The organism is Bacillus pretiosus (assembly GCF_052947655.1).
Genome location: NZ_CM129593.1, coordinates 174610 through 199264 on the forward strand (window position 1 = coordinate 174610; position 24655 = coordinate 199264).

Sequence of the window (24655 nt, forward strand, 5' to 3'; positions counted from 1 at the left end):
GCTCCTACCAAGATGGTAAAACTGAACCATCAAATTTTTTCTCGATAAATTCTTTTACTTCTTTAGATTGATAAGCTTTCTTTAATTTATTTACAACAGCATCATCTTTATTTTCAGTACGAACAACGACCCAGTTTACATATGGTGAATCTTTTCCTTCACGGAAAATAGAATCTTTCGCAGGGCTTAATTTTGCACCTAATGCAAAGTTTGTATTAATTGCAGCTGCTTTCACTTCACTTAGTTGTGTCGGTAATTGAGATGCCTCTAATTCAACAATTTTTAATTTCTTTGGGTTTTCAATTACATCTTTCGCAGTCGCTTTTTCTGTAGCCTTTGGATCCACTTTTAAAACGCCTGCTTTTTCAAATAGTTTTAAAGCTCGAAGTTCATTCGTTGGATCATTTGGTACAGCGATTGCGTCGCCCTCTTTTAAGTCTTTTACATCTTTTATGTCTTTAGAATATACGCCCATAGGGAATGTTACTGTTGAAAATACTTCAGTTAATTTCATATTGCGTTCAGCTTTAAATACGTCTAAATAAGATTTCGTTTGATAGCTATTTACATCGAGGCTTTTTTCATCTAAAGATACGTTCGGTGCTACATAATCATTAAATACTTTTACATCAATTTCGAGACCGTCTTTCGCTGCCACTTCTTTTACCTTTTCAAAAATTTGTTCATGCGGTCCACCCGTTACACCGACAGTAATCTTTTTCTCATCTAATGCTTTTACCTCTTTATCAGAATTAGCACCACATGCACCTAACAATAATACCGCTCCACTTACAATGCTCAATAATACTTTTTTCATCTATAGTCCCCCCTTCATATACGTTCCAAAATAAAAAGCACCTCTCAAAAATAAGAGAGGTGCCGAATAGACAAAATAGGTTCCTCTCTTATCTTCCAAAACGAAAACTCGTTTTGCAGGAATTAGCACCTTAGCTTATACGTCATAAGCTCGGTTGCCGGGCATCATCGGGCCAGTCCCTCCGCCACTCTTGATAAGAGTATGTGTATGTAGTTTTTTAATATGGTACTAATAGTAAATCTTACAAATAGAATTGTCAATATTATTTTCTGAATATATTTTATTTTAAGGTAATGGAAACATTCCCTTTTTTATGTCCCTTTTCCACATACATATGAGCTTCAGCAATTTCTTCTAATCGGTAAGTTCTATCAATAACGGGCTTTAGTTTTTCCGTTTCGACTAGTTTTTTTAATAGAATCATATCCTCTTTACTTACCTTGGCCATCATTCCATTAACAGATACATATTTTCCATTGGATGTTAATGTATTTGTACAAAGGGATTTTTTATACTTCCCAACTGCATCAAATATAATATCGTAGCGCTCGCCCGGCTTAGTAAAATCTTCTTTCGTATAATCAATTACTTTATCGGCTCCTAAAGATTGAACGAGTTCAAAATTTGAATTACTACAAACAGCCGTAACGGTCGTACCGAAATATTTAGCAAGTTGTACAGCAGCTGTTCCTACTGATCCGGAGGCACCATATATGAGCACTTGTTGCCCTTTTTTTATACGGCCCTTTCTCAGGAAATGCAATGCTGAAGTTCCACCAAAAGGAATAACTGCCGCTTCTTCATACGTCACATTGGTAGGTTTTAATGCTATTAATCCACTTTCATGTACACATGTATATTCAGCATAAGCACCAGCATGAAGGCCAGTTAATGCAAAGATAGGATCTCCCTCTTTAAATTGAGTTACATCTGTTCCTATTTCTTCGATTTCACCGGATAACTCTACGCCGAGTATAGGGTTTCTCGGTTTTCTGAAACCTAATATGATCCGCATAGGAATCCAAAATAAGAGGGGACTATTAAAACCGCGTATTCTACAATCTCCAGTCGATACACTTGTTGCGTGAATTTTAATTAATACTTCGTTCTTTTTAGGTGTAGGTTTCTCTATATTTTGAAGCTGAAGAACGTTAGGTGGTCCATACTGTGTGCAAATGATCGCCTTCATAATGACCTCCTGAAATGAGTTGTTGTTATTTACATCATATTTAAAACCTTCATTAAACATGTCGCTATATAGCGAATATAGATTAAAAATTATATAGATTTCATAGGAAAAGAGGTGATATTATTTTGGGAAAGGGGGCGACATTATGAAAAAAATTATTTTTGTTTCAAGTTTAGTACTTGCAATCAGTCTAGGGGTAGGGTGTAGTAATGAGAAAACAGCAAAGACGGATGAACCGAAAAAAGAATCAGTTCAAAAAGAAAAAGAATTAGCAGCGAAGGATGTTTTCAAGAAAACGAACGAAGCTTTTAAAAATGAAGAGCATGTAACGATGACATATGGTGTAGGGGTAAAAGCTGAGGGGACAGAGATGGATATATTAAAGGCTAAGATGCAATTAGAGCCAAAGACAAAGAATTCTCGTTCTGAAATGAATATTTCCGGTACAGATGTTGTAGTGTATACTGTGGATGGTAAAGTTGCTGGTGAGGTAAAAAACCCTAATACAGGAGAAGTTATAACCGTACCAGAGGAGCAATTAAACGCTGGTGGAATGAAAGCGACTCAAGATATTATAGATAAGTTAGAAGTACCAGCAGTAGTTTTAGATAAAATGAAGATGGAGAAAAGCGGAGATAAATATAAACTGAAATTTACATTAAAAGGGCAAGAAACAGAAAGTATGTTAACTAGCATGGATGAAACACAGAAGAAAATGTTACAAGCACAAAATGCGAAGATAGAAGAAGTGGATGCAGAATATATCATTACAAAAGATTTTAAATATGAATCAGCAAAGATAGACATGATTATGAGTAGTAACGGCAAGGATAAAGCATACATTATTACGAACGCAAAATATACGTCGTACGAAAAGTTTGACCCAATACAATTGCCGGCAGCAAAGTAATAGTTTTGATGAGGGGGGACCTAAAATAAGGTGCCCTCTTTTTTGTATACTTTCTTCATAGGAAAATAGGTACAATATGAAGAGGGAAAACTGTAGAAGAGGAGAGTGTCATTTGAAAAAAAGAAAGATAGCGGTGGTCATTGTGGCTTATACAGTGTTGCTTGCAACATCTGTAAATACATATAAAGAGCAACTAAAGCACCCTATTATGAGCGATGTAGGAAAGTTGCTTCCGACGAAAATTAAACGTGTTGAAAATGCTGAGGATGAACGTTCATTAAAACAGGTAGTGAAAGATGCAAATACTTCCGGAGAGAAAATTTCCATTGCAGGTATGCAACATAGCCAAGGAGGACAGACGTATTATCCGAACGGCACGATGCTTGATATGAAGGGGTATAATAAAATATTAGAATTTGATCCGGAGGAGAAGAGGATTAGGGTGCAAAGCGGTGTCACATGGAATGACATTCAAAAGAAAATCAATCCATATGGTCTTGCGGTTCAAGTAATGCAATCTCAAAATATTTTTACTGTTGGTGGTTCATTAAGTGTGAATGTACATGGGCGTGATATTCGTCATGAAGCATTGATTGATACAGTAGAGTCATTCAGATTGTTAATGGCAGATGGTACGGTACGTAATGTAAGTAGAGAAGAAAATGCAGAGCTATTTCCATATGTCATAGGTGGTTACGGGTTATTTGGTGTCATTTTAGATGTGACATTAAAGTTAACTGATGATGAATTATATGAAATGCATACGAGAATGATAGATTATAAAGAATACACATCTTATTTCAAAGATAAAGTGAAAAGAGATGAAAATGTTCGTATGCACTTAGCCCGTATTTCTGTTGCCCCCAATTCATTTTTAAAAGAGATGTATGTGACAGATTATACATTGGCGAAAAATCAAAATATGAGGGAAGAGTACAGTGAATTAAAAGAGGAAACTATTATAGCTGCACCGAAATTTTTACTCGGATTATCCCGTTATAGCGATTGGGGAAAGAATACATTTTGGGATATACAAAGAAGTTATTTTGAGCGTACAGATGGAGCGTATGAGACGCGAAATAATGTTATGAGGTCAGATAGTGCCTTTATGGAATATGAAAATCCGAATAGAACAGAAGTGTTACAAGAATACTTTGTGCCTATAGATTTCTTCACGGAATACATAGATGATTTACGTAACGTATTAAATGAAGAAGAGTTTAATTTGCTCAATATTACGATTCGTTATGTGGAAAAGAATGAAAATGCAGTTTTATCCTATGCGAAAGATGATATGTTTGCGCTAGTTCTTTTAATTAACCAAGGACGCTCAGAGGGTGAAATAAAGAAAACAGAAGATGTCATTCAGAAAATGATTGATGTTACTTTAAAACATAATGGTAGTTATTATTTACCGTACTATTCGTATCCAACGAAGGAGCAGTTAAAGAGGGCATATCCTCGTATAGAAGAATTTCTTCAGAAGAAAAAAGAAGCGGATCCAAAAGAGAGATTTGTGAATTTATTTTATAGGGAGTATACGAAATGACATATAGAAGATTTGTAGCGTCACAAAGCATAATTATGATGGCGGGAAGTATGGTATTTCCTTTTTACATTCTATTGCTTCGGAATGTTGGGAATAGCTTCTCGCAGTTTGGCTGGGCGTATGGCTTATTTGCTTTAACTTCAGCACTTGTATATCCATTAGTAGGAAAGATGTCTGATCGAGTAGGCGATCAAAAATTATTAATTATATATGCTTGGTCCATGGCAATATTAATGCTTTGTTTCCCGATTGCCACGGAAGTCTGGCATGTGTATATTCTTCAAATTGTAATGGGAGTTTTAGGTGCTGTGCAGCGTAATACCGAGAAGACGTCGTTAGCACGAAAGGTTGTGCAAGAAAATGCTGGTTATGAGATTGGAAAATATCATGTGTGGACATCGATTGGAGGAGCAATAGCAATTATTGCAACGGGATATTTAGTAGATTTCTTTACGATTGGCACCATTTTTTATATTGCATCTATCTTATATGTAGTGAGTGGGATTGTATTAAGTAGTAAAAAAATATAATCATCCCCATTTTTACCTGAATACCCTTTATTTGTTATACTAAAAGGGAAAATAAAAGAAAAGGGGACATTGCCTTTGATGAAATTTTTAATTTTAGCTATTCTCACTTTGTTTTTGATTCCATGGACAAGAAGCGGTAGTAAACTTCGAGCAGTGGATAAGAAAGGGGATGAGAAGGTTGTAAAGGGTAAGAAATCATCCATTTTAGTTATTCCTGTATTATTTTGGATAGGTATTGCAATCTATGAATATCTTTGGCTAATCGATGATCGAGCAGATTCGATTCTTACTCATTATGCCGTTGCAGTAGCAGTTTTAATTGGGCTTGTTTTATTTTCACAAAATCAAATAGGGAAATTAGAAGGTACGTTAAAGGGACTTCTAATGTTTGTTTTACTCGCAAGTTACGGCTATTTTGGTTATTTACACGATATAGTAATCACGCAAAAAAAATATGATTCTGTTGTGAAGATCGAGAAAGATATTTCAGAGCCGTTTACTGAAAATGATCAACCGTTTACAGTGCCGCCAAAGACAGCGGAGAATAAAATGAAAAAAGTATTTGGGGATATTCCGAAAGTAGCTTATTTTGAGCTAGGGGAATTAACGCCACAAATGGTAAATGGTGAGGCTTTATATGTAGCACCGATTGAAGTTTCAGGCTTTTTTAAAGCACGTAAAGCTGAGACAATTCCAGGGTACGTAACGATGTCAGGTACGAATCCTGATGCGGAAGCGAAACTGCATCTTGGTTATAAAATGAAATATGTGCCGAGCATGTTCTTCGGGAATAATTTAGAGCGTGTTGTAAGGCAAGCAGAACCAAATCTAATCTTTAAAGGGAAACCTAAATTTGAAGTGGATGATAAAGGGAAACCGTATTATACAATGACGTATGGTGAATTTATTTCAGGAAGATCTGGATTTGAGGTAGAGGGCGTTGTAGTAGTAGATGCACAAACAGGTGAAGTGAAAAGATATGATAAAGGAAAAGCGCCTAAATTTGTTGATGGTGTATTAAATCACGAGACCGCATCTACATTAAATACATACTTCGGTAAATATATTCACGGATTTTGGAATACGAAATTCTCGCAAACGGATATGAAGATTCCGACTGAGTGGGGAACGAAAGAAGGAGTTACACCAATTTTCGGTAAGGATGGAACGTTATATTACTTTACTGATTTCACCTCTCCAAAAGAGGGAGTAGATTCTGCGTTAGGTTACTCGCTTATCGATGCGCGTACAGGTAAGTTGTATTACTATAACGGAAAAGAAGTGAAGGGGATTATGGATGGTTCAGCTGCTTCGGAAGTAGTGGATAATTCCTTTAAGAGAGAGAAATGGCATGGAACGATGCCGGTTATTTATAACGTGTATGGTAAACCTTCTTGGATTGTACCTGTTATTGATGACGGGGGATTAGTACGTGCTCATACAGTTATCTATGCTTCTAATGCGAAAATATTTGCAACAGGTTCGACGCAAAAAGAAGCGCTTGAGAATTATAAAAATGCGCTGAGTGGAAGTGGAGATTCATTTAGACCGACTTCAAATGGTAAAGAAGCACAAAAAGAAGGCGTTGTACAACGTGTATATAAAGAAAAATCAGGTGAAAATACAATTGTGTATGTACTGTTAGAGAATGAACAAAAAGTATTTATGATACCGGTGAAGAAATTCCCATATGCTATGTTTACAGAAGTGGGAGATCCAATTCAAATCACATATTTAGATACAGGAGAGGCGATGTCTTCCGTATCTAAATTTACAAATAGCAATTTGAAAAAGTAAAGCGATAGAAATTCTATCGCTTTTTTTTACGGTATGAAACAGGAAAATGAACTATACTTGACGTATGTTTATGTTGTAACTATAATTGTTACGATTTAGTATTTATCGGAAAGGGTGAACGGAAAAGTGAATGGAGTTAATCACGAAATATATAAACCTGTCAAGACAAATAGGTTATGGATGATTCTTGTATTAGGGACACTTACGGCGATTGGGCCATTATCTATTGATATGTATTTGCCTTCTTTACCAAAATTAACAGATGATTTACAAACAGGCGCATCTCTTGCACAGCTTACATTGACAGCATGTTTGCTTGGGCTTTCAGTAGGACAATTATTTGTTGGTTCAATTAGTGACATTTACGGAAGGCGCAAACCTCTTATTATCGCTCTTATTATTTATGTTGCTTCTTCTTTACTTTGTGCTATTGCACCATCTATTTGGAGTTTAGTGTTATTGCGCTTCTTACAAGGGGCTTCAGGATCGGCCGGGATTGTTATATCACGTGCAATGGTACGTGACATGTATTCAGGTTCTGAAATGACGAAGTTTTTCTCACTGCTCATGTTAGTAAACGGAGCAGCGCCTATTTTGGCACCGATTATAGGGGGACAATTACTACAGTTCACAACATGGCGCGGTGTCTTCATCGTTCTCGGAGCAATTAGTGTATTCATGTTAATATCAGCTACTTTCGTATTACGTGAAACATTACCTCCTGAAGAAAGAGAAACAGGTGGTTTGTCAGGGACATTGGCGACGTATGGAAAACTGTTAAAAGATCGTTTGTTTATGGGATATGCATTATCACAAGGGCTAGTAACGGCGGCAATGTTTGCTTACATTTCGGGCTCACCATTTGTGTTGCAGAACATATACGGAGCATCACCACAGCAATTTAGCTTATTCTTTGCGATTAACGGTATCGGTATTATTATTGCTAGTCAGGTTACGGGCCGTTTAGCAGGGAAAGTGAATGAGAAAACGTTATTCGTTTCCGGTATTATTATTGCAGCCGTTGGTGGTTTATCTTTACTACTGACAATCTTACTAGGAATAGGTTTAATTGGTGTTTTATGCTCGTTATTCCTTGTCGTATCAAGTGTCGGGGTTGTATCAACAACTGGGTTCTCATTAGCGATGAGAAATCAGAAACAAGCTGCAGGAACAGCGTCGGCTTTATTAGGTTTATTACAATTTATTTCAGGAGCACTTGTTGCACCGTTAGTAGGTATTGGTGGAAGCAACACCGCATTACCGATGGGGGTTGTAATAGCTCTTTGTGAAATTGGTGCTGTATTATGTTATCTATTTATGGCCAGAAGAAGTGAAAAGCAGTTTGAACTACAACAAAGACAAAATTTAGAGGCTTAACAAAAAAGAACTGATTCAAAGGGAATATTTGAATCAGTTCTTTTTTTCATTTCTTTGAAATACCTCATACATATTATTCATGATCGTATCATATAAAACAGCAAGTTTATCCCACACCCAGCGATTACTATCGACTTCTTTTTCCCCGCAGTCGATAATATCGGTATGGTCGGTAATTTTATACGCTTTTTTAACGATAATAGGAGCAATTTTCGGTATACGTGGGATTTCTTTTAAGATATCTGCGAAGTTTCCAATGTAGACATGACCGATGATTTCGATTGTTAATGATTTATCTGATATATTTAGCACGGTATGAAATTGATTTGTATGTTGTTGTTTTAAATATTGGGCTAACTTAAATGGAGCATGTTTCTTTTTTAATACGCGGCGAAGGCTCTCTGTATTTTCGATATGAAGTGATTTTTCACGAATAAGGACACGAATATCTTCTCCCATAAAAGGCATTGTGTTGTACATAGATGATTCTCCTTAAAAACTTACATATGTTTGCGTTATGCATATGTAAGTCTAGCATGGTTTGTTCTTTATGTGTGCTTACAGTTTTGTAAGGTGATGTAGTAAAGCAGTGCAAAAGTTATTTGCATAAAGTGACGATACTGTGACAAAAATGTAGGCATGTATATTAAGGTAGCGTCTTAAGTGTAAAAAGTAGGATGTTCTCGGTATAATAACAAGTGGAGATAAAAGAAACTATAATGAGTAGTAGCTGTAGATAAAAGGAGAAGAAGAGATGAAGAAGGTTTTGGGTATTGCTGTAATGGGAAGTATGATCCTTCTAGCAGGATGTAATGGAAATAAAGATACGAAAGAACCGAAAGAAAAGGTAGAGCAATCTACTGAGCAAACAGAAGAGATGAAAGAATACCGTGCAGTACATGAAAAATACGATATGAAAATGAATAAAGAAATTAATAAAGCACTACAGTTATTTGAAGTGGCAAAAGAAAAGGGCGGTAAGGAAATAACGAATGCTACATATAAAGAAGATGTGCAAAAGGTAACGACTAGCATGTTAGAAGATATTGATAATATACGTAAAGAAATTCGTGTTCCAAAGTCGAAAGAGCAAGAACATGAGGTATACGCTGGTTTCTTGAATGAATCGGAACAAGCAATGAAAAAATTACAGAAGTTAGCTAAAGAAGAAGACTCATCATTGATTCGTGATATAGAAATTAACTTTGCAACAGCATCAACATACTATAAACGTTTTCAAGCAGAAACGAAAAAATAACCTTGCGTACGCGCAAGGTTATTTTTTCTTCTTACCATCTCCGTCTTCATCCTCGGATACTAATACATTTTGTTTTTCGTGAAATTCAGAGATTGTTTGTCTGGTAATATTATCGAATGGAGTATAAAAAGAAGTGATACGTTTCTTTTTAATAAAGAGTTTATCCCGCTATTTGCCGGGCAGTAAGACCCCCACCTCAAAATTCAGTGAAAGCAAAGAAGTTAGGTAGGGGATCCACTGCCCCTAAAAGCCCGATTGGTTCAACTAATAATCAGTGGGGGATGCCCCCACTGATTAAAGTTTCACTTTATAGACCCCGATGATGACAAGTATAACGATTGTTAATGGTAATCCTATAGTAGCAAGAAGCAAGGGATCCATCTTATAACTTCTTTAATATTATTTCTTTTTATTATAAGAGAAAACTGTAATTTCGATAAAAGGATTGAAAACTGATTTTTCTAAATATATCCAATTTGATTGACTTTTCATTTTTTCAGAATTATAATTCAAAATATACAATTTGAACCAAATAATAATATAGCAATTTACTTATCCAGAGAGGTAGAGGGACTGGCCCTATGACACCTCAGCAGCGGGTTCTGTAACAGGAACACCGTGCTAATTCCAGCAAGCAAGTCTTGAAAGATAAGTGATGGGCCTTCGTTTATTAAGCCTTGATCTTATTTCTTAAGATCAAGGCTTTTTGTGTTTTAAGAAGCGGAAAAGTAATAGGAACAAATATGTCAATAAAACAAAGTAAATACATTTGTTTAGGGGGTTATTGAAGTGTATGTTATTAAAAAACTATCGGTTATGGTGTTCACGCTATGGGTCATTACAACAGTAACATTTTTGATTATGCATATCATTCCAGGGGATCCATTTTCATCAGATGCGAAAATCTTTCCTGAAGAAGTGATACAAAACATGAGAGCGAAGTATCACCTTGATGAACCGTTATGGAATCAATATGTTGCTTATTTAGATGGCGTAGTTCATTTTGATTTTGGTGAATCTGTTCAATCCACAGGTCAAGGTGTATCAGAAATTATAACGACAGGATTTGGTCCATCAGCGATTATTGGTTTACAAGCACTTGTTATTTCATTATTAGTCGGAATTGCAGCAGGTACATTTGCAGCTCTATATCATGGGAAAGTAATTGATTATAGTGTGAGCTTACTTGCGATTCTCGGTATTTCTATTCCAAGTTTTATTTTAGCACCACTATTTATACAAGTATTTGCTATACAATTTGAACTTTTACCAGTAGCGTCTTGGGGCACATTCGAACATACGGTATTGCCATCCTTCGCATTAGCGTTAGGACCAATCGCGGTTATTACAAGATTTGTTCGCTCTAATATGATTGAAGTTTTGCAGAGTGATTATATTAAGCTAGCGAGAGCGAAAGGCATACCAATTAAGAAAATCATTATAAGACATGCTCTTCGAAATGCGATTGTTCCGGTACTTACATTTGTTGGACCGTTAATGGCTGGACTTTTAACAGGAACTTTCGTTATTGAAAAAATATTTTCCATTCCTGGTCTAGGAAAATATTTTGTAGATAGCATTTTTAACCGGGATTATCCGGTCATTATGGGAACAACGATTTTCTATAGTGCATTATTAATTTCTTGTATTTTCATTACAGATATTATTCACCGTATTGTGGATCCGCGTATTCGTTCTATTACGTAAGGAGGGGGGCATTTAAATGGGAGCTTATGAAATCAATAAACAGTTATTAACGAATGAGGAGAAAAAAGAATTAACGATAAATAAAGATCAGCAAACGATTAGTCGAAAGAAGGAAGTGTTTCGCAAGTTTATATCAAACCCTATAGCAGTTTTAGGGGCAGTGACGTTATTACTAATTATTATTTTCTCACTGGTTGGCGAAAGTTTAACGGCATTTACTGCGAGTGAACAAGTAAAAGAAGCAACAAACCTCCCACCTAGTAGTGAGCATTGGTTCGGAACAGATGATTTAGGAAGGGACATATGGGCGCGCACCTGGGCTGGAGGGAAAATTTCACTAACAGTTGGATTAGTGGCAGCGGCTCTTGATATAGGAATAGGTGTACTAATCGGGGGCTTTAGTGGATATGTGAGAGGACGTAGTCGCCTTGGAACGTTAATTGATGAGTGGATTGTACGAGGGATTGAAGTGTTATACGGTATCCCATATTTATTAATTGTTATTTTATTATTAATCGTTATGAAACCAGGGCTTTTTACAATTATTATTGCCCTTGCATTAACAGGATGGATTGGCATGGCACGTCTCGTTAGGGCACAAGTATTATCTTTAAAGCAAAGAGAATTTGTTATTGCAGCAGAGCGATTAGGTACATCGCATATGAAGATTATATACGGACACATCATTCCGAATTTAACAGGCATTATTATCGTAAATTTATCATTTACAATTCCAGCAGCTATTTTCTCAGAATCATTTTTAAGCTTTATCGGACTCGGAGTGCAATCACCAGCAGCGAGCTGGGGAACGATGACGAACGATGCACTCGGGACATTACTAAGCGGAGAATGGTGGCAATTATTCTTCCCAGCAATCATGATTGCACTCATTATGTTTGCATTTAATGCAATTGGTGATGGTTTGCAAGATGCAATTGATCCGAAGATTGTAAAACGGAATCGAAAGGAGAAAAAACATGGGACAGCTCTTATCTTTAGAAAACGTAACATTGGTCGTTGAAAAAGAGAGTAGTAAGCAAGCAATTGTGAAGCATGTTTCCTTTTCTATTAATGAAGGTGAAATCGTTGCACTTGTAGGAGAAAGTGGTTCAGGAAAAAGTGTTACAGCACAATCTATTGTCGGATTAAATCAAGAATCTATTCACATTGATGACGGAAGCATCTCTTTCCAATCTCAAAGGTTGACGAATTTACAAGAATCAGAATGGAATCAAATTCGAGGGAAAGATATTTCATTTATCTTTCAAGACCCTCTGTCCTCTTTAAATCCGACGATGAAAGTAGGAAGGCAAATTACAGAAGTGATTTTGCAACATGAGAAAAAATCGAAAAGAGAAGCAAAAGAAATTGCGATTAACTTATTAAATGATTTAGGGATACATGAAGCAGAGAAACGTTTTGAACAGTACCCACATCAATTAAGCGGAGGCATGAGGCAACGTATTTGTTTAGCAATTGCGTTTGCGTGTCACCCAAAGCTCGTTATTGCAGATGAGCCTACAACTGCATTAGATGTAACGATTCAAAAGCAAATTATGGGGTTATTAAAAGAGCGCAAAGAAAAACAAAATACGAGTATTTTATTAATTACACATGATTTGGCGCTTGTACGTGAAGTAGCTGACCGAGTAGTTGTGATGTACGGGGGACGTGTTGTTGAAAAAGGGACGATAAAAGAAGTGATAGGTTCACCTAAGCACCCATATACGAAAAGTTTATTGCAAGCTATTCCGAATATGGATGATTCCGAAAAGGTACTTAGGGCCATTGAGGGAACAACACCATCAATTGAAACGTTAAATAGCTTTGGGTGCCCATTTGTAAATAGATGCCCAGTAGCAATACAAGAATGTGTTCATCGTTTCCCTGATAGAACAGCATATTCTGGGGAACACAGTTCACATTGTTGGCAACATGTTCTAGAGCATGACCAAGCGAAATCAAAAGAGAAGGTGAATGCCTCATGACGACAGATTTAATTACTGTAAAGCAAGTAACGAAAACGTATGGAAGTAAAAAGAAAGAAATCATAGCGCTAAAAGATATATCACTTTCTATCCCGAAAGGAACAACGCTTGGCATTATTGGAGAAAGTGGTTCAGGAAAGACAACACTTGGTAAGCTCATAGCTGGGATCGAGAGCCCAACGTCTGGTCAAATTGATTATAACGGTCAAGTTGTTCACAAGTTGAAATCAGCTCATAAGCGAGATTTCTTGCAGAAAGTACAATTCATTTTTCAAGATTCAACAGCTGCATTAAATCCGCGCTGGAAAGTACGCGATAGCGTAACAGAAGGATATATTTCATTCGGTTTAGGTGATAAAGGATTGAAAGATGAGGTAGCAGGTGATGCGCTAGAACGTGTTGGATTAGATAGACGATATACTGATCGATACCCACACGAATTTAGCGGAGGACAACGTCAACGGATCGCTATTGCAAGGGCGTTATTATGTGAGCCAGAAGTATTAATCCTGGATGAACCAATTTCAGCGTTAGATGTTTCACTTCAAATCCAAATTGTGCACTTGTTGCAAAAGATTCAAAAGGAACAAGGCTATACATATTTATTTATCGCGCATGATTTACCGATGGTTCACTACTTATGTGAAAAAGTGGCTGTCTTATATAAAGGAGAACTTGTTGAATTTGGAAATACGGACGAAGTATTCCGTAATCCACAACATTCTTATACAAAAACATTATTAGCATCAACACCAAAAATTTCGGGTTAAAGGAGAATGTAGGATGAAGAAGTTTTTACTGTTTGTCATTATGACTGTTTTAGCGATTACTTCTGTCGCTTGTGGTAAGAAAGAGACGCAACAAGCAAGTGCTGGTAAGGGAGAAGGAGATCGATTAGTAACGAATATTGGTAGCGATCCATATACACTGGATTCCGCTATTGCAACAGATAGCACATCAGGTTATGTAATTGGACATTTATTCTCAAGCTTATATACGCAAGATAGTGATGGGAAATATCAAAATGAATTAGCAGAGAAAGAAGAAGTAAATGCAGATGGAACTGAATATACAATCCATTTAAAGAAAGATATTAAATGGTCAGATGGTTCTCCTATTACAGCAAATGATTTTGAATTTGCATGGAAGCGGTTATTAAATCCGAAAACGGGTTCTATGAATGGGACAGAAATGTACTTTATTAAAGGTGCAGAGGCGTATAATACTGGAAAAGGTGAAGAAAGCCAAGTTGGTATTCAAGTTGTTGATCCTCAAGCATTAAAGGTAACACTTGAGCACCCAGTTGCTTCTATTAAACAAAAATTAGCGAGTTCATTATTTATTCCATTATCTAAAAAATCAATTGATGACAACAACAAATTAAAAACAGATCCAAAAGAGTTAATTACAAATGGGCCATTCACGTTAAAAGAATGGAAGCATAACCAAGCAATTACAGTACAAAAAAATAAAGAATACTATGATAAAAAGGTAACATTAAAAGAAATTGAGTTTCGTATTATTCCAGATTCTAAAACAGCGTACCAATTATACAAATCAAAAGAATTAGATTTACTAAGTGGTTTACCACAAGAAATGATTGAGAAAGAAAAAGGAAATAAAGAATATAAGCGTGTTGCGGGATTCTCATCTTATATTTATTCGTTTAACGTAGAAAAAGAGCCATTCACAAATGCGAAAGTACGTAAAGCATTTTCATTAGCAGTTGATCGTAAGTTTATCGTTGAAAAACTGTATAAAAACAATGCGCAAGAAGCATATGCATTCGTTCCAGAAGGAGCAAAAACACAAAGTGGTCGTGATTTCCGTAAAGAAAAAGGTGATTACGTAAAATTTGATACAACAGAAGCGAAAAAATTATTAGAAGAGGGTATGAAAGAACAAGGTTGGTCTACATTACCTGAAGTAACATTAAAATTCACAACGGATACACAGCATAAAAAAGTAGCAGAAGCAATGCAGGAAATGTTTAAGAAAAATCTTGGTGTAGATATTAAATTAGAAAATAAAGAGTGGAAGAGTTACATCGATACATATAAGCAAAGTGATTTCCAATTAGCTTATATGGGATGGGGCGGTTCTTTATTAGACCCAATTACTAAACTAGATTTATATGCAGGTGATGGTCCAAACAACTATGCAAAATGGCATAATAAAGAATTTGACGCTTTAATCAAAGAAGCAGAAGTTGAACAAAATGAAGATAAGCGTTTTGATTTATTGCATAAAGCAGAAGATATTATGTTTACAGATTCACCGTTAATTCCAATTATATTCCCTTCTGATTCTTACTTACAAAAAGGATCAGTATCTGGACTTCAATATTATGTTGGATCTAAACCAGATTTAAGATATGCAAAAATAAAGAAGTAGGCAACCGCCTACTTCTTTATTTTATTTCTCTTTTATATTCTTTTTTCGTTCCATCAGAGAAGACAACTTCTAAATCAAACTTTTGGTAGTCTTTATCAAGTTTGAACACATTTACTACTTGATCGATTACTTCTTGGTCGGGAGTATCTTTATTAAATTTTAATTCTTGTAGAAGTGGGCTTAATTTTGTGATAGCCTCGTCTCCTGTTAATTTTACATCTGCTTTATGATCTTCAATTTTTGCTTCCATTTTTTTATCTGCTGCTACATTTTTATAGTCAGCTTCGTAGTCTTTCTTTGTATCTTGGTAGTCTGCCTTTAAATCGAATTCATTGAAGTTTAGTTTTAAATCAGCAGGAGCTTCATTCTTTGCCTCTTCTGTAGTCTTTTTATTAGAAGTTGTGTCTTCTTTAACAGGAGCTTTACATCCTGTTAATGCAGGTACTAGCATAAGAGCTAATAAAACTGATAGTAAAATTCTCATTAAAAATTCCTCCTTATGTAAATTCGTTCTATACAAGTTTTTCCCAAAATCATGTAATTATGTATGAGGTGAAAATAAATTATTACCCTATAGCCACAAGGGATAATCCGCAATTTAAATCAAAAATGATTTGTATGTATATGGTAAATTGAAGTTGTGAGGGGGTACTAACATGCATGAAGAATATAAAGAGATGATAAAACAAGCAATTGAATATAGAGGATCATTTACATGAGGAGCTTACAACAGAAAGAGTGGCGTCTCACAGTGCAGTATCGATGTACCATTTTCATCGCATCTTTCAAAGATATGTTGGGATGAGTGTAACGGATTATATTCGAGAGAGAAGGTTAACTCATGCTGCGCAAGCTTTAGTGTCAACGGAGAGGGCTGTTATTGATATTGCAGTACAATACGGCTTTTCCTCACAAGAGGCATTTACGAGAGCCTTTAAAAGAATGTTTAAATTGCCACCGAAGAAATATCGAAAGTACTTCCAGTCATTTTATATAGAAAGAGAGGGTGTTTCAATGCAAAAAGGTATACCGAAAGGATGGATCTTAAGTGGGAGTCATCCTGCTGAATATGAGATGGGTTTAGACTATGAAGTTGCCCATCAAGGAAAAGTATCTGCATACATAAAGGCAAAAGAGAATGTTACACATGGAGGATTTTCAACATTAATGCAAATGTTCCGAGCGGATAAATATGTAGGTAAAAGATTACGTTTAACAGCATTTGTTAAGAGTGAGAACGTAAGAGATTGGGCAGGATTGTGGATGAGAGTAGACGGAAAAGATACAGAACCACTCGCTATGGATAACATGCAAAATCGCCCAATTAAAAATACGAATAACTGGCAATCGTACTCGGTTGTATTAGATATAAAAGAAGAAGCACTTGGTATAGCATTTGGTGTCTTATTATCAGGGGAAGGTTGTGTGTGGCTAGATAGTATTCGATTTGATGAAGTGGATGAAAAAATTCCTTCAACAGATTTGGCTGAAAATTTTTATGAAACACTACTAGAAGAGCCAATAAATCTGCAATTTGAAGAGATAGAAAAGTAAGGAGAAAAGATATGTTCAAATATGCAAAACTAATAAGTATTAGTTTAGTAGTATCGTCTTGTATTATGGGAATTAACTATTTCATTAGCTATCTGTGGTCAGGGCATATACCTTCTTTGACGTGGAGAACATATTTGATGTTTATGTTTATATTTATGATGAGTTTTAGTTCGATGCAAAAAAAAGGGGAAGAGGATTATTGACAATAGTCTTCTTCGCCTTTCTTTCATTAACACAAATGTTCATAACTGTTTTCGGAAATGCAGGTATGATCTTTAATATAATTTCACTATCATTACAACTTGTAAGTTCGGGTGTAATTGTACCACATGAGATGCTTTCTAAAACATATCAAACAATCGGTGAATTATTTCCCGCAACATATGCAGCGAATGGCTATTATACAATAATATTTGGGGGAGTAAGTTTAGAGAAAAATATTATTTCATTATTAGTCATTATATTAGTTACACAATTGGTAGCAGTAATTACTGTATCTATAAAAGGAATAGTAAAGAGAAGAAGCTATGTAGTTAAAGAAGTATAAAATAAAAAAGGTATCCTGCGATTGGATACCTTTTTTATTTTATTATTTTGTAACTTCTGTCCACTTGTAGTTAAATTCACCACCGAAGTCAGTTGTTACAAGCCCTTTAATAAATCCGCGTTGTAGGTAAGAACGACCTTGTTGGTATAAAGGAGCGACAGCACCGTCTTGTAATAGGATTTTTTCAGCTTGCTTCATTGCTTCAAAGCGAGCCTTTTCATCGCTAGCTAAATCTGTTTTCACTTTATGAATGAGCTCATCATACTCTTTGTTAGAGTATTTATCGAAGTTATAAGCACTATCTGTTGTAAATAAATCTAAGAATGTAATTGGGTCAGCGAAGTCAGGGCCCCAGCCATCAATACCGATTTCATAGTCACCACTTAATAATAGTTTCAGCTGTTGTTTACGTGGTTGTGGTTTTAATGTCACTGTTAATCCATCTAGGTTCTTTTCTAGTTCACCTTTTAAATATTCACCAGTTTTTTTAGCTAAAGCATTATCACTTGTTAATAGTTCGATTGTTACTTTGTCAGTACCAAGTTCTTGTTTCGCTTTTTTCCAGTTTTCTTTTGCTGTTTTCACATCATCTTTGACTAGGTTTCCATTTTCTTTACGGAAGTCAGTGCCTTCTGGGCTTTTCGCGAATTTCGCAGGAACCATTCCTTCAGCTGGAACAGCACCGTTATTTAAAATTGTTTCTACGTATGCTTTTTTATTCGTTGCTCCGTTAATAGCAAGGCGTGCATGTTGATTTTTTAATGTTTCATTTTTTTGATTGAGTCGTAAAAATTGAATACCAACTTCAGCACGGTCCTTGAAGTTTGGATCGCCCTTATATTTATCAACAAACTCTGCAGTTAAAGCAACGCGATCAATTTGTCCTGAATCGTATAAGTTAACTTCTGTAGATTTATCTTTAACGACATTGAAGTTGATTTCTTCTAATTTTACAGTTTTAGCATCCCAATAGTTGGGGTTCTTCTTCAATTGAAAGCTTTGCTCGTGTTTCCAGTTATCTAATATGAAAGCACCGTTGTAAATTAAATGATTTGTTTCTAAACCATATTTATTGCCCTGAGATTTTAAGTAATCTTCATTAATTGGTAAGAATGTTGAGAATGTCGTTAAGCTTAAGAAGTAGGGAACAGGACGGTCTAGTTGTACTTCTAACGTTTTATCATCAAGAGCTTTGACACCTAGTTGATCAATTGGCAATTGTTTCTGGCTTATTTGTTTCGCATTCTGTATATCGAAGAATAAGAATGCATATTCAGCTGCTGTATCAGGATTTACGGCACGTTGCCAAGCGAAGACAAAGTCCTTTGCTGTAACTGGAGTACCGTTTGACCATTTTGAATCACGCAGGTGGAATGTATATTTTGTTTTATCGGGACTAAGGTCAACCGACTCAGCAACACCAGGAATTGGTTTGTTATCTTCTCCCATTGCATATAAACCTTCAAAAACATTGCGCATTACGCTCATGGATTCCCCATCCGTTGCTTTTGCAACATCCATTGTTGGAATTTCTGAAGCGAATGATAAGTTAATTGCCTGTTTATCATTTGCTTTCGCTCCGCTTGCATGATCTTTATTTCCTCCGCAAGCAGTTAGTAATAGACTTGCCCCTAAAACAGATGCAACAACAGGTACAACTTTTTTCTTCATTGTTCGTTCCTCCCTAAATGTGTTGTTCGTAACGTCGTAATGTCCACGTTTTGAAGTGTAGCTATAGAAGAAGAGAAAACCTATTATAGATATGTGTATGTAGGTAATCAGGTGTTCTATATGTATATACATGTTGATCTATAATCTATCGTTATATGTTTCAACGTAGTAGACGTTATATTTTGATGGTGAAATATTTTGTTTCTTTGATTATTTAGAATATTAACACTGGAAAGAACTATATGTCAATAATAAAAATAGATTGTTAATTTCTTAGAATAATATATTAAAAAAGCAGATTTCCTCGCATTAGGGAATCTGCTTTTAATATGTTTTGCTAAAAAAACAATTGGTGTGGGCTAATAATCAGTGGGGGATGAAGAAAACCCCACTGATTAAAGTTTCGCTTTATTTTTCAATTTTGGCCCATTTGAAGTTTAATTGACCTGCAAAGTCTACTTGCACAATTCCTTTCACATAAGAACGTTCTAAATAAGATTCGCCTTTTTGGTAAAGAGGAGCGATAACAGAGTCTTTAAATAATATTTTCTCGGATGCTAGTAATGCTTCCCAGCGAGCTTTTTCATCACCGGCTAAAGTTGTTTTCACTTTTGCTATTGTTTCATCGAACTCCTTATTAGAGTAATGATCTAAGTTGTAAGGGTTATTCGTTGTAAATAGCTCAAGGAATGTAATTGGATCAGCAAAGTCAGGGCTCCAGCCGTCAATTCCAATTTCGTAGTCACCTTTTAATAAAAGTGAAACTTGTTGTTTACGTGGTTGTGGTTTCACATTTACTGTTAATCCATCTAAATTCTTTTCTAGTTGTCCTTTTAAGAACTCACCAGTTTTCTTATCAAGGTCAGCATCACTTGTTAATAATTCTAATGTTATCTTTTCAGAACCAAGCTCTTGTTTTGCCTTTTTCCATAATTCTTGAGCAGATTTTGTATCAACCTTTGTTAAATCGCCGTTTGCAGCACGGAAGTCTGTTCCGTCAGGTCCTTTTGCAAAGTTTTTCGGCACGAGACTAGAGGTTGGTGTAGAGCCGTCATTTAATAACGTATGTACAAAGGATTTTCGATCAATTGTTTGATCGATTGCTTGGCGTGCAGAAACGTTTTGAAGTACTTTGTTTTGTTGATTCATACGTAGAAACTGTACCCCTACGTTTGGCCGTTCTTTAAAGTTAGCATCCTTTTTATATTTATCAACGAAGTCAGATGTTAGTTTGATACGATCTAATTGTTTTGACTCGAATAAATTTACTTCTGTAGATTTTTCTTTTACGACGCTAAAATTGATTTCTTCCAGTTTGACAGTATCTTTATCCCAATAGGTAGGGTTTTTCTTAAATTTAAAGCTTTGCTCATGCTTCCAATCGCTTAGTGTAAAAGCTCCGTTGTACAAAATTGTATTGTCTTCTAAGGCATACTTATCACCTTGTGCTTTAAAGAATTCCTCGTTAATTGGTAGAAATGTTGGGAACGCTGTTAAGCTTATAAAGTACGGAACAGGACGTTCCAATTCTACCTCAAACGTATGGTCATCAATTGCTTTTACACCAAGTTGATCGGCTGGAAGTTCTTTGTTGTTAATTTTTGTTGCGTTTTTAATATCAAAGAATAGAAATGCATATTCAGAGGCTGTTGCTGGATCGACAGCTCTTTGCCAAGCGAAGACAAAATCTTTTGCTGTGACAGAAGTGCCGTTTGACCATTTTGAATCTCGCAGGTGGAATGTGTATTTCGTTTTATCGCCACTTACTTCATGAGATTTCGCAACGCCAGGGACAGGTTTGTTACCTTCACCAAGATTATACAAACCTTCAAATACGTTTCTCATTACTTGACCAGAATCAGTATCTGTAGCACGAGCTGTATCCATTGTTCGTATTTCAGTAGGTGAAGATAAGTTTAAAACCTGTTTACTAGGCGCCTCGTCTTTTGCATTTGCTCCGCTTGCTTCGTTTTTATAACTACCGCAACCAGTTAATAAAATACTTACTCCTACAACTGATGCAATACCGGGTACAAACTTCTTTTTCATTTGATTTTCCTCCTAAATAATTAAGTTTGGATGATGATGAGGGAAATGAAAAATAAAAAATCCCTCTTTTCATATTGAGAAAGAGGGATTTTTACGTACAAGTTATGCACCCGTATATAAACGAAGGCCCTCATTCTATCTTTCAAGCACAATGCTTGCAGGAAGTGGCACAGTATTCAAAATGAACCTGTTGCCGAGGTTTCAAAGGGCCAGTCCCTCCACCTCTCTTGATACAATGAGTAAACGAATAAATTTTATTAATTTTTGTGTTTCTTTGATAATTCAAAATCTTACACCTTGGATGATGAAGTGTCAACCAATCGGGATATAGTTTAAATTTTCAGTTTTATTTAACGAGAAAAACCACTGCATATGGCAGTGGTTTTTCTACTAGAAGTCAAAGTTATCTGGATCTGGACCAACGCGACGATCTTCATTTAGAGCTTGAATTGCTTTCATGTCATCAGCACTTAATTCAAAATCGAATATATTTGCATTTTCAATAATGCGATGTTCTTTAATAGATTTAGGGATTGTTACAACTTCATTTTGTAAATCCCAGCGTAAAATAATTTGTGCAGTTGATTTATTATATTTTGTCGCAATGTCTTGTAATGTGGAGTTATCCAGTAGTTGTCCCTGCATTAATGGTGACCAAGCTTCAAGCTGGATGTTATGTTCTTTACAGAAAGCGTGTAATTCTTCTTGTGCTAAACGTGGGTGGTATTCCACTTGATTGACCATTGGCTTAATTTCAGCGATTTCAAATACGTCTTGTAAGTGGTGAATGTGGAAATTACTCACACCGATAGCACGAACACGGCCATCTTTATAAAGTTTTTCTAACGCTTTCCATGATTCAGTATATTTCCCTTTTACAGGCCAATGTACTAAATATAAATCTAAATATTCTAGACCTAATTTTTCTAATGTAGTTTCAAATGCTTGAAGTGTTGTTTCATATCCTTGATCGCTATTCCATACTTTTGATGTAATAAATAATTCTTCACGTGAAACACCTGCTTCACGGATCGCTTGTCCAACGCCTTCTTCGTTTTGATAGATTGCTGCAGTATCGATGCTGCGGTAGCCATTTTTAATTGCTGATTTTACAGACTCAATTACTTCTGAACCATCTTCTACTTTAAAAACACCTAAACCGAACCAAGGCATTTTTACACCGTTATGTAATGTAGTATAGTCTTTTAAACTTGTTAAACTCATATTATTTCCCCCTAGCTTTTTTGTTTGTTGCTTCTACTGCTTTTTGAACCGCCTCTGAAAAATTATATTCATATAAAGCTTTGAGACCTTCAGCTGTGGAACCACCTGGCGTTGTTACTTGTTCGCGGAGGTTAGCCGGATCTTGCGTTTGTTCAAGCATAGAAGCAGATCCAGAAATCATTTGAATGACAAGGTGTTTTGCGGTTGCTTCATCGACGCCATAACTTTTTGTTGCTTCAACCAAGCTTTCAGCAAAGTAATAAAGGAAAGCTGGTGCACTTCCAGTAACTGCAGTAAGCTGATGAACTTCTTCCTCAGTGCAAAGTTGCGAAGTACCAATGCCTCTTAAAAGCAGTTGCAAGGTTTCTTGATGCATCTCGTTTACTGATTGTCCTGTTGTATATAAGGAGATTGACTTCCCAATTTCAGCAGCTGTATTTGGCATAATCCAAGCAACAGGCGTGTCCTTAGGGAGTCTAGCTTCTAAATAAGATGGACCAATGCCAGCAGCTACCGTTACGACAAGTTGATTCGATAGTAACGGAGATAGCTCCGCTAATAATTCTTCATGTGCAGAAGGCGGCATTGCTAAAACAATCGTATCAACAGATGTAACATGCTGCTTCCAATCTGTTGTGATAGACACATTATATCGCGCTCGTAATTGTTCTAGCTTTTCTACGTTGCTGCGGTTAGAAACGATAATTTTTTCGATGTATTCTTTGCTTGTTTTAAGTAATCCGGAAAATATAGCTTCTGCCATACGACCAGCACCAAGAAATAGAATTCGATGTTTAGTTAGCATATCCTTTATTCCTTTCTAGTGGAGATATGTTATAAAAAACGATACCATTTTTAAGAGAATTTTGTAAAAAGAAAAGACTTATTGTGAAAAGGATGGAAATGGAGGGAGGAGGGTAAATATAAATAAGGTTATAAAAATTATTATACTTAAAAAATAGTTGTAATAAAAAATCCCTGAAGCATAACTGCTTCAGGGATTAATAGATTATAAGTTTATGCTTTTGTCATACCTAACAATACAGCACCGCCGATAATTAAAACACTACCTAGTGCAATAAAGATCAATTGACGTTTTGTTTTCTTTTCACCTAAGAAGACAATCGCACCGAATGTTGAGATAACGATTCCAGTTTGAGATAATGGGAAGCTTGTTGCTACTCCGACACGTGGTAATGAAAGAAGTAAGAATAAGTTTCCAGTTCCCCATAGTAAACCAGATAAAGCATTACGGATTGCATATTTGTTAAATGGTTTATGTTTAGATGTCAGTACAACCGCACCAACAAACATACCAACTGCTTGTGGTAAAATAGCAGACCAACCATCGATATTATACCAACGAATAATAATTACATATACAAGGTAACCGAAAGTAGAAACAATTAAAGTAAGAAGTCCTTTTTTCAATTGTCCTGGTGGCTGTGCATTTTCTTTGTCATCTAGTGATGTGAATACAACACCAACTACGATTAATAGGATTGCAATCGTTCCCAGAACAATCGTTGTTGTAGTAGTCCACTCACGGAAAGCGATAACCCCAAAGATAGAAGTTGCAACAAGTTGCATACCAGTAGAAATCGTTACAGTAGTTGAAACACCTAATTTTTCAACTGTTTTTAATTGGTTTACTTGTCCTAAAGCCCAGAATAAACCTGAAATAAAACCAACAATCAAGACTGTCATTGTTAAAGCTGGTTGAGTAAATACATACATAATTGTTGCGAAGAATAGAGCACCGATTGTCATACCTACCGTTTGGCTATATGCACCACCGCCCATTTTTACGCTTACTAATAAGATGTTTCCCCATGCAATTGCAGGAAGAAGCGCTAATAAAATGTCCATTACAAGACTCCCTTCGGTTTTCTATACCAATATAATTACATATCGTTCTAACGATCGGTAATGCCCCACTACTAGAGTAGAAGATTACCGATCGCTAAAACAGGATGAAGAATTCACGATATAAATGCGTTTTCATTTCTTCATTTTTTGAAACACCTCCATATAATAACAGGAAATTGCCTATTTTAGAAAGTGAATTCAAATAAAATGTATATTTTAATAAAA

General features: G+C 35.8%; 23 protein-coding genes, 1 pseudogene and 3 riboswitches. Of the genes and pseudogenes, 14 read left to right on the forward strand and 10 right to left on the reverse strand.

Annotated features, from left to right (window positions below):
• Positions 1–4: 4 nt before the first annotated feature.
• Together ACU8YW_RS01020 and ACU8YW_RS01025 are read right to left on the reverse strand one after the other, a co-directional pair.
• Positions 5–817: a MetQ/NlpA family ABC transporter substrate-binding protein gene (locus ACU8YW_RS01020; protein ID WP_087984969.1), complete on the reverse strand. Its 813-nt coding sequence runs from the start codon at positions 815–817 to the stop codon at positions 5–7.
• Between the two features lie 85 nt (positions 818–902).
• A riboswitch (SAM riboswitch) is annotated at positions 903–1017 on the reverse strand.
• Positions 1018–1097: 80 nt separating this feature from the next.
• A complete protein-coding gene (locus tag ACU8YW_RS01025) occupies positions 1098–2006 on the reverse strand; it encodes an NAD(P)-dependent alcohol dehydrogenase (RefSeq protein ID WP_426934593.1) in 909 nt (302 codons plus the stop codon).
• 145 nt (positions 2007–2151) lie between these two features.
• On the opposite strand from ACU8YW_RS01025, the gene ACU8YW_RS01030 reads away from it, so the two are divergent.
• The 5 genes from ACU8YW_RS01030 (at position 2152) to ACU8YW_RS01050 (ending at position 8169) form a co-directional block, all read left to right on the forward strand.
• The gene (locus ACU8YW_RS01030; RefSeq protein WP_426934594.1) at positions 2152–2916 is read left to right on the forward strand and encodes a hypothetical protein; all 765 of its coding nucleotides are present in this window, start codon (positions 2152–2154) and stop codon (positions 2914–2916) included.
• A gap of 112 nt (positions 2917–3028) precedes the next feature.
• Entirely contained in the window at positions 3029–4465 is a 1437-nt protein-coding gene (locus ACU8YW_RS01035; protein ID WP_097891797.1) for an FAD-binding oxidoreductase, read from the forward strand.
• Positions 4462–4995, forward strand: a complete 534-nt coding sequence (locus ACU8YW_RS01040; protein WP_048567287.1) for an MFS transporter — start codon at positions 4462–4464, stop codon at positions 4993–4995. The genes ACU8YW_RS01035 and ACU8YW_RS01040 overlap by 4 nt, the downstream gene beginning before the upstream one ends.
• 78 nt (positions 4996–5073) lie before the next feature.
• Complete coding sequence (locus tag ACU8YW_RS01045; protein ID WP_070169275.1) at positions 5074–6792, forward strand: DUF3981 domain-containing protein; 1719 nt, start codon at positions 5074–5076, stop codon at positions 6790–6792.
• Positions 6793–6918: 126 nt separating this feature from the next.
• On the forward strand, positions 6919–8169 hold the full coding sequence (locus ACU8YW_RS01050) for a multidrug effflux MFS transporter (protein ID WP_080377454.1): 1251 nt from the start codon (positions 6919–6921) through the stop codon (positions 8167–8169).
• Between the two features lie 33 nt (positions 8170–8202).
• Here the strand turns inward: ACU8YW_RS01050 and ACU8YW_RS01055 are convergent, their stop codons facing one another.
• Positions 8203–8649: a hypothetical protein gene (locus ACU8YW_RS01055; RefSeq protein WP_000282867.1), complete on the reverse strand. Its 447-nt coding sequence runs from the start codon at positions 8647–8649 to the stop codon at positions 8203–8205.
• A 274-nt stretch (positions 8650–8923) separates the two neighbouring features.
• Between ACU8YW_RS01055 and ACU8YW_RS01060 the strand changes: the two genes are divergently transcribed.
• Entirely contained in the window at positions 8924–9427 is a 504-nt protein-coding gene (locus ACU8YW_RS01060) for a hypothetical protein (RefSeq protein WP_000756533.1), read from the forward strand.
• Between the two features lie 18 nt (positions 9428–9445).
• On the opposite strand, the gene ACU8YW_RS01065 is transcribed toward ACU8YW_RS01060, so the two are convergent.
• A complete protein-coding gene (locus ACU8YW_RS01065) occupies positions 9446–9580 on the reverse strand; it encodes a DUF3951 domain-containing protein (protein WP_087984984.1) in 135 nt (44 codons plus the stop codon).
• Between the two features lie 396 nt (positions 9581–9976).
• Positions 9977–10082, forward strand: a riboswitch (SAM riboswitch).
• Positions 10083–10216: 134 nt separating this feature from the next.
• Between ACU8YW_RS01065 and ACU8YW_RS01070 the strand changes: the two genes are divergently transcribed.
• From ACU8YW_RS01070 to ACU8YW_RS01090, 5 genes are read left to right on the forward strand one after another with little or no spacing between them, the layout of a single operon-like run.
• Positions 10217–11134: an ABC transporter permease gene (locus ACU8YW_RS01070; RefSeq protein ID WP_000289321.1), complete on the forward strand. Its 918-nt coding sequence runs from the start codon at positions 10217–10219 to the stop codon at positions 11132–11134.
• Positions 11135–11150: 16 nt separating this feature from the next.
• The gene (locus tag ACU8YW_RS01075; RefSeq protein WP_088061701.1) at positions 11151–12155 is read left to right on the forward strand and encodes an ABC transporter permease; all 1005 of its coding nucleotides are present in this window, start codon (positions 11151–11153) and stop codon (positions 12153–12155) included.
• Complete coding sequence (locus ACU8YW_RS01080) at positions 12112–13122, forward strand: ABC transporter ATP-binding protein (protein WP_088609470.1); 1011 nt, start codon at positions 12112–12114, stop codon at positions 13120–13122. The genes ACU8YW_RS01075 and ACU8YW_RS01080 overlap by 44 nt, the downstream gene beginning before the upstream one ends.
• Complete coding sequence (locus ACU8YW_RS01085) at positions 13119–13892, forward strand: ABC transporter ATP-binding protein (protein WP_060486393.1); 774 nt, start codon at positions 13119–13121, stop codon at positions 13890–13892. Before ACU8YW_RS01080 ends, ACU8YW_RS01085 begins: the two co-directional genes overlap by 4 nt.
• Before the next feature lie 13 nt (positions 13893–13905).
• Positions 13906–15516: a peptide ABC transporter substrate-binding protein gene (locus tag ACU8YW_RS01090; protein ID WP_097891795.1), complete on the forward strand. Its 1611-nt coding sequence runs from the start codon at positions 13906–13908 to the stop codon at positions 15514–15516.
• Between the two features lie 16 nt (positions 15517–15532).
• Here the strand turns inward: ACU8YW_RS01090 and ACU8YW_RS01095 are convergent, their stop codons facing one another.
• Positions 15533–16000, reverse strand: coding sequence for a YusW family protein (locus tag ACU8YW_RS01095; protein ID WP_088061704.1), 468 nt, complete (start codon positions 15998–16000; stop codon positions 15533–15535).
• Between the two features lie 172 nt (positions 16001–16172).
• On the opposite strand from ACU8YW_RS01095, the pseudogene ACU8YW_RS01100 reads away from it, so the two are divergent.
• The 3 genes and pseudogenes from ACU8YW_RS01100 to ACU8YW_RS01110 all read left to right on the forward strand — a co-directional run bounded on the left by ACU8YW_RS01100 (position 16173) and on the right by ACU8YW_RS01110 (position 17617).
• Positions 16173–17070: pseudogene (locus ACU8YW_RS01100) on the forward strand (helix-turn-helix transcriptional regulator).
• Between the two features lie 11 nt (positions 17071–17081).
• On the forward strand, positions 17082–17273 hold the full coding sequence (locus tag ACU8YW_RS01105) for a hypothetical protein (protein WP_097907321.1): 192 nt from the start codon (positions 17082–17084) through the stop codon (positions 17271–17273).
• Positions 17270–17617 (forward strand): ABC-2 transporter permease, encoded by a 348-nt coding sequence (locus tag ACU8YW_RS01110; protein WP_097891789.1) that lies wholly within the window; start codon positions 17270–17272, stop codon positions 17615–17617. The genes ACU8YW_RS01105 and ACU8YW_RS01110 overlap by 4 nt, the downstream gene beginning before the upstream one ends.
• A gap of 42 nt (positions 17618–17659) precedes the next feature.
• Here ACU8YW_RS01110 and ACU8YW_RS01115 read toward each other — a convergent pair whose 3' ends face one another.
• From ACU8YW_RS01115 to ACU8YW_RS01135, 5 genes are all read right to left on the reverse strand, one after another.
• Entirely contained in the window at positions 17660–19288 is a 1629-nt protein-coding gene (locus ACU8YW_RS01115; protein ID WP_097907320.1) for a peptide ABC transporter substrate-binding protein, read from the reverse strand.
• Positions 19289–19696: 408 nt separating this feature from the next.
• Positions 19697–21337 carry a peptide ABC transporter substrate-binding protein gene (locus ACU8YW_RS01120; protein ID WP_097907319.1) on the reverse strand — a complete coding sequence of 547 codons (1641 nt, stop codon included), beginning with the start codon at positions 21335–21337 and terminating at the stop codon, positions 19697–19699.
• 132 nt (positions 21338–21469) lie between these two features.
• A riboswitch (SAM riboswitch) is annotated at positions 21470–21574 on the reverse strand.
• A gap of 153 nt (positions 21575–21727) precedes the next feature.
• Complete coding sequence (pgoN, locus tag ACU8YW_RS01125; RefSeq protein ID WP_088061710.1) at positions 21728–22561, reverse strand: glyoxal/methylglyoxal reductase; 834 nt, start codon at positions 22559–22561, stop codon at positions 21728–21730.
• 1 nt (position 22562) lies between these two features.
• Positions 22563–23366: a pyrroline-5-carboxylate reductase gene (gene proC, locus ACU8YW_RS01130; RefSeq protein ID WP_426934596.1), complete on the reverse strand. Its 804-nt coding sequence runs from the start codon at positions 23364–23366 to the stop codon at positions 22563–22565.
• Between the two features lie 212 nt (positions 23367–23578).
• Positions 23579–24430: a GRP family sugar transporter gene (locus tag ACU8YW_RS01135; protein WP_000353549.1), complete on the reverse strand. Its 852-nt coding sequence runs from the start codon at positions 24428–24430 to the stop codon at positions 23579–23581.
• Positions 24431–24655 lie beyond the last annotated feature (225 nt).

Bases quoted from the DNA above. Each gene is read 5' to 3' on its own strand.
- proC (WP_426934596.1), bottom strand. From the start codon at position 23,366: ATGCTAACTAAACATCGAATTCTATTTCTTGGTGCTGGTCGTATGGCA.
- ACU8YW_RS01135 (WP_000353549.1), bottom strand. From the start codon at position 24,430: ATGGACATTTTATTAGCGCTTCTTCCTGCAATTGCATGGGGAAACATC.
- ACU8YW_RS01030 (WP_426934594.1), top strand. From the start codon at position 2,152: ATGAAAAAAATTATTTTTGTTTCAAGTTTAGTACTTGCAATCAGTCTA.
- ACU8YW_RS01040 (WP_048567287.1), top strand. From the start codon at position 4,462: ATGACATATAGAAGATTTGTAGCGTCACAAAGCATAATTATGATGGCG.
- ACU8YW_RS01025 (WP_426934593.1), bottom strand. From the start codon at position 2,006: ATGAAGGCGATCATTTGCACACAGTATGGACCACCTAACGTTCTTCAG.
- ACU8YW_RS01105 (WP_097907321.1), top strand. From the start codon at position 17,082: ATGTTCAAATATGCAAAACTAATAAGTATTAGTTTAGTAGTATCGTCT.
- ACU8YW_RS01085 (WP_060486393.1), top strand. From the start codon at position 13,119: ATGACGACAGATTTAATTACTGTAAAGCAAGTAACGAAAACGTATGGA.
- ACU8YW_RS01045 (WP_070169275.1), top strand. From the start codon at position 5,074: ATGAAATTTTTAATTTTAGCTATTCTCACTTTGTTTTTGATTCCATGG.
- ACU8YW_RS01090 (WP_097891795.1), top strand. From the start codon at position 13,906: ATGAAGAAGTTTTTACTGTTTGTCATTATGACTGTTTTAGCGATTACT.
- ACU8YW_RS01115 (WP_097907320.1), bottom strand. From the start codon at position 19,288: ATGAAGAAAAAAGTTGTACCTGTTGTTGCATCTGTTTTAGGGGCAAGT.
- ACU8YW_RS01120 (WP_097907319.1), bottom strand. From the start codon at position 21,337: ATGAAAAAGAAGTTTGTACCCGGTATTGCATCAGTTGTAGGAGTAAGT.
- ACU8YW_RS01060 (WP_000756533.1), top strand. From the start codon at position 8,924: ATGAAGAAGGTTTTGGGTATTGCTGTAATGGGAAGTATGATCCTTCTA.
- ACU8YW_RS01055 (WP_000282867.1), bottom strand. From the start codon at position 8,649: ATGTACAACACAATGCCTTTTATGGGAGAAGATATTCGTGTCCTTATT.
- ACU8YW_RS01080 (WP_088609470.1), top strand. From the start codon at position 12,112: ATGGGACAGCTCTTATCTTTAGAAAACGTAACATTGGTCGTTGAAAAA.
- ACU8YW_RS01020 (WP_087984969.1), bottom strand. From the start codon at position 817: ATGAAAAAAGTATTATTGAGCATTGTAAGTGGAGCGGTATTATTGTTA.
- ACU8YW_RS01075 (WP_088061701.1), top strand. From the start codon at position 11,151: ATGGGAGCTTATGAAATCAATAAACAGTTATTAACGAATGAGGAGAAA.
- ACU8YW_RS01095 (WP_088061704.1), bottom strand. From the start codon at position 16,000: ATGAGAATTTTACTATCAGTTTTATTAGCTCTTATGCTAGTACCTGCA.
- pgoN (WP_088061710.1), bottom strand. From the start codon at position 22,561: ATGAGTTTAACAAGTTTAAAAGACTATACTACATTACATAACGGTGTA.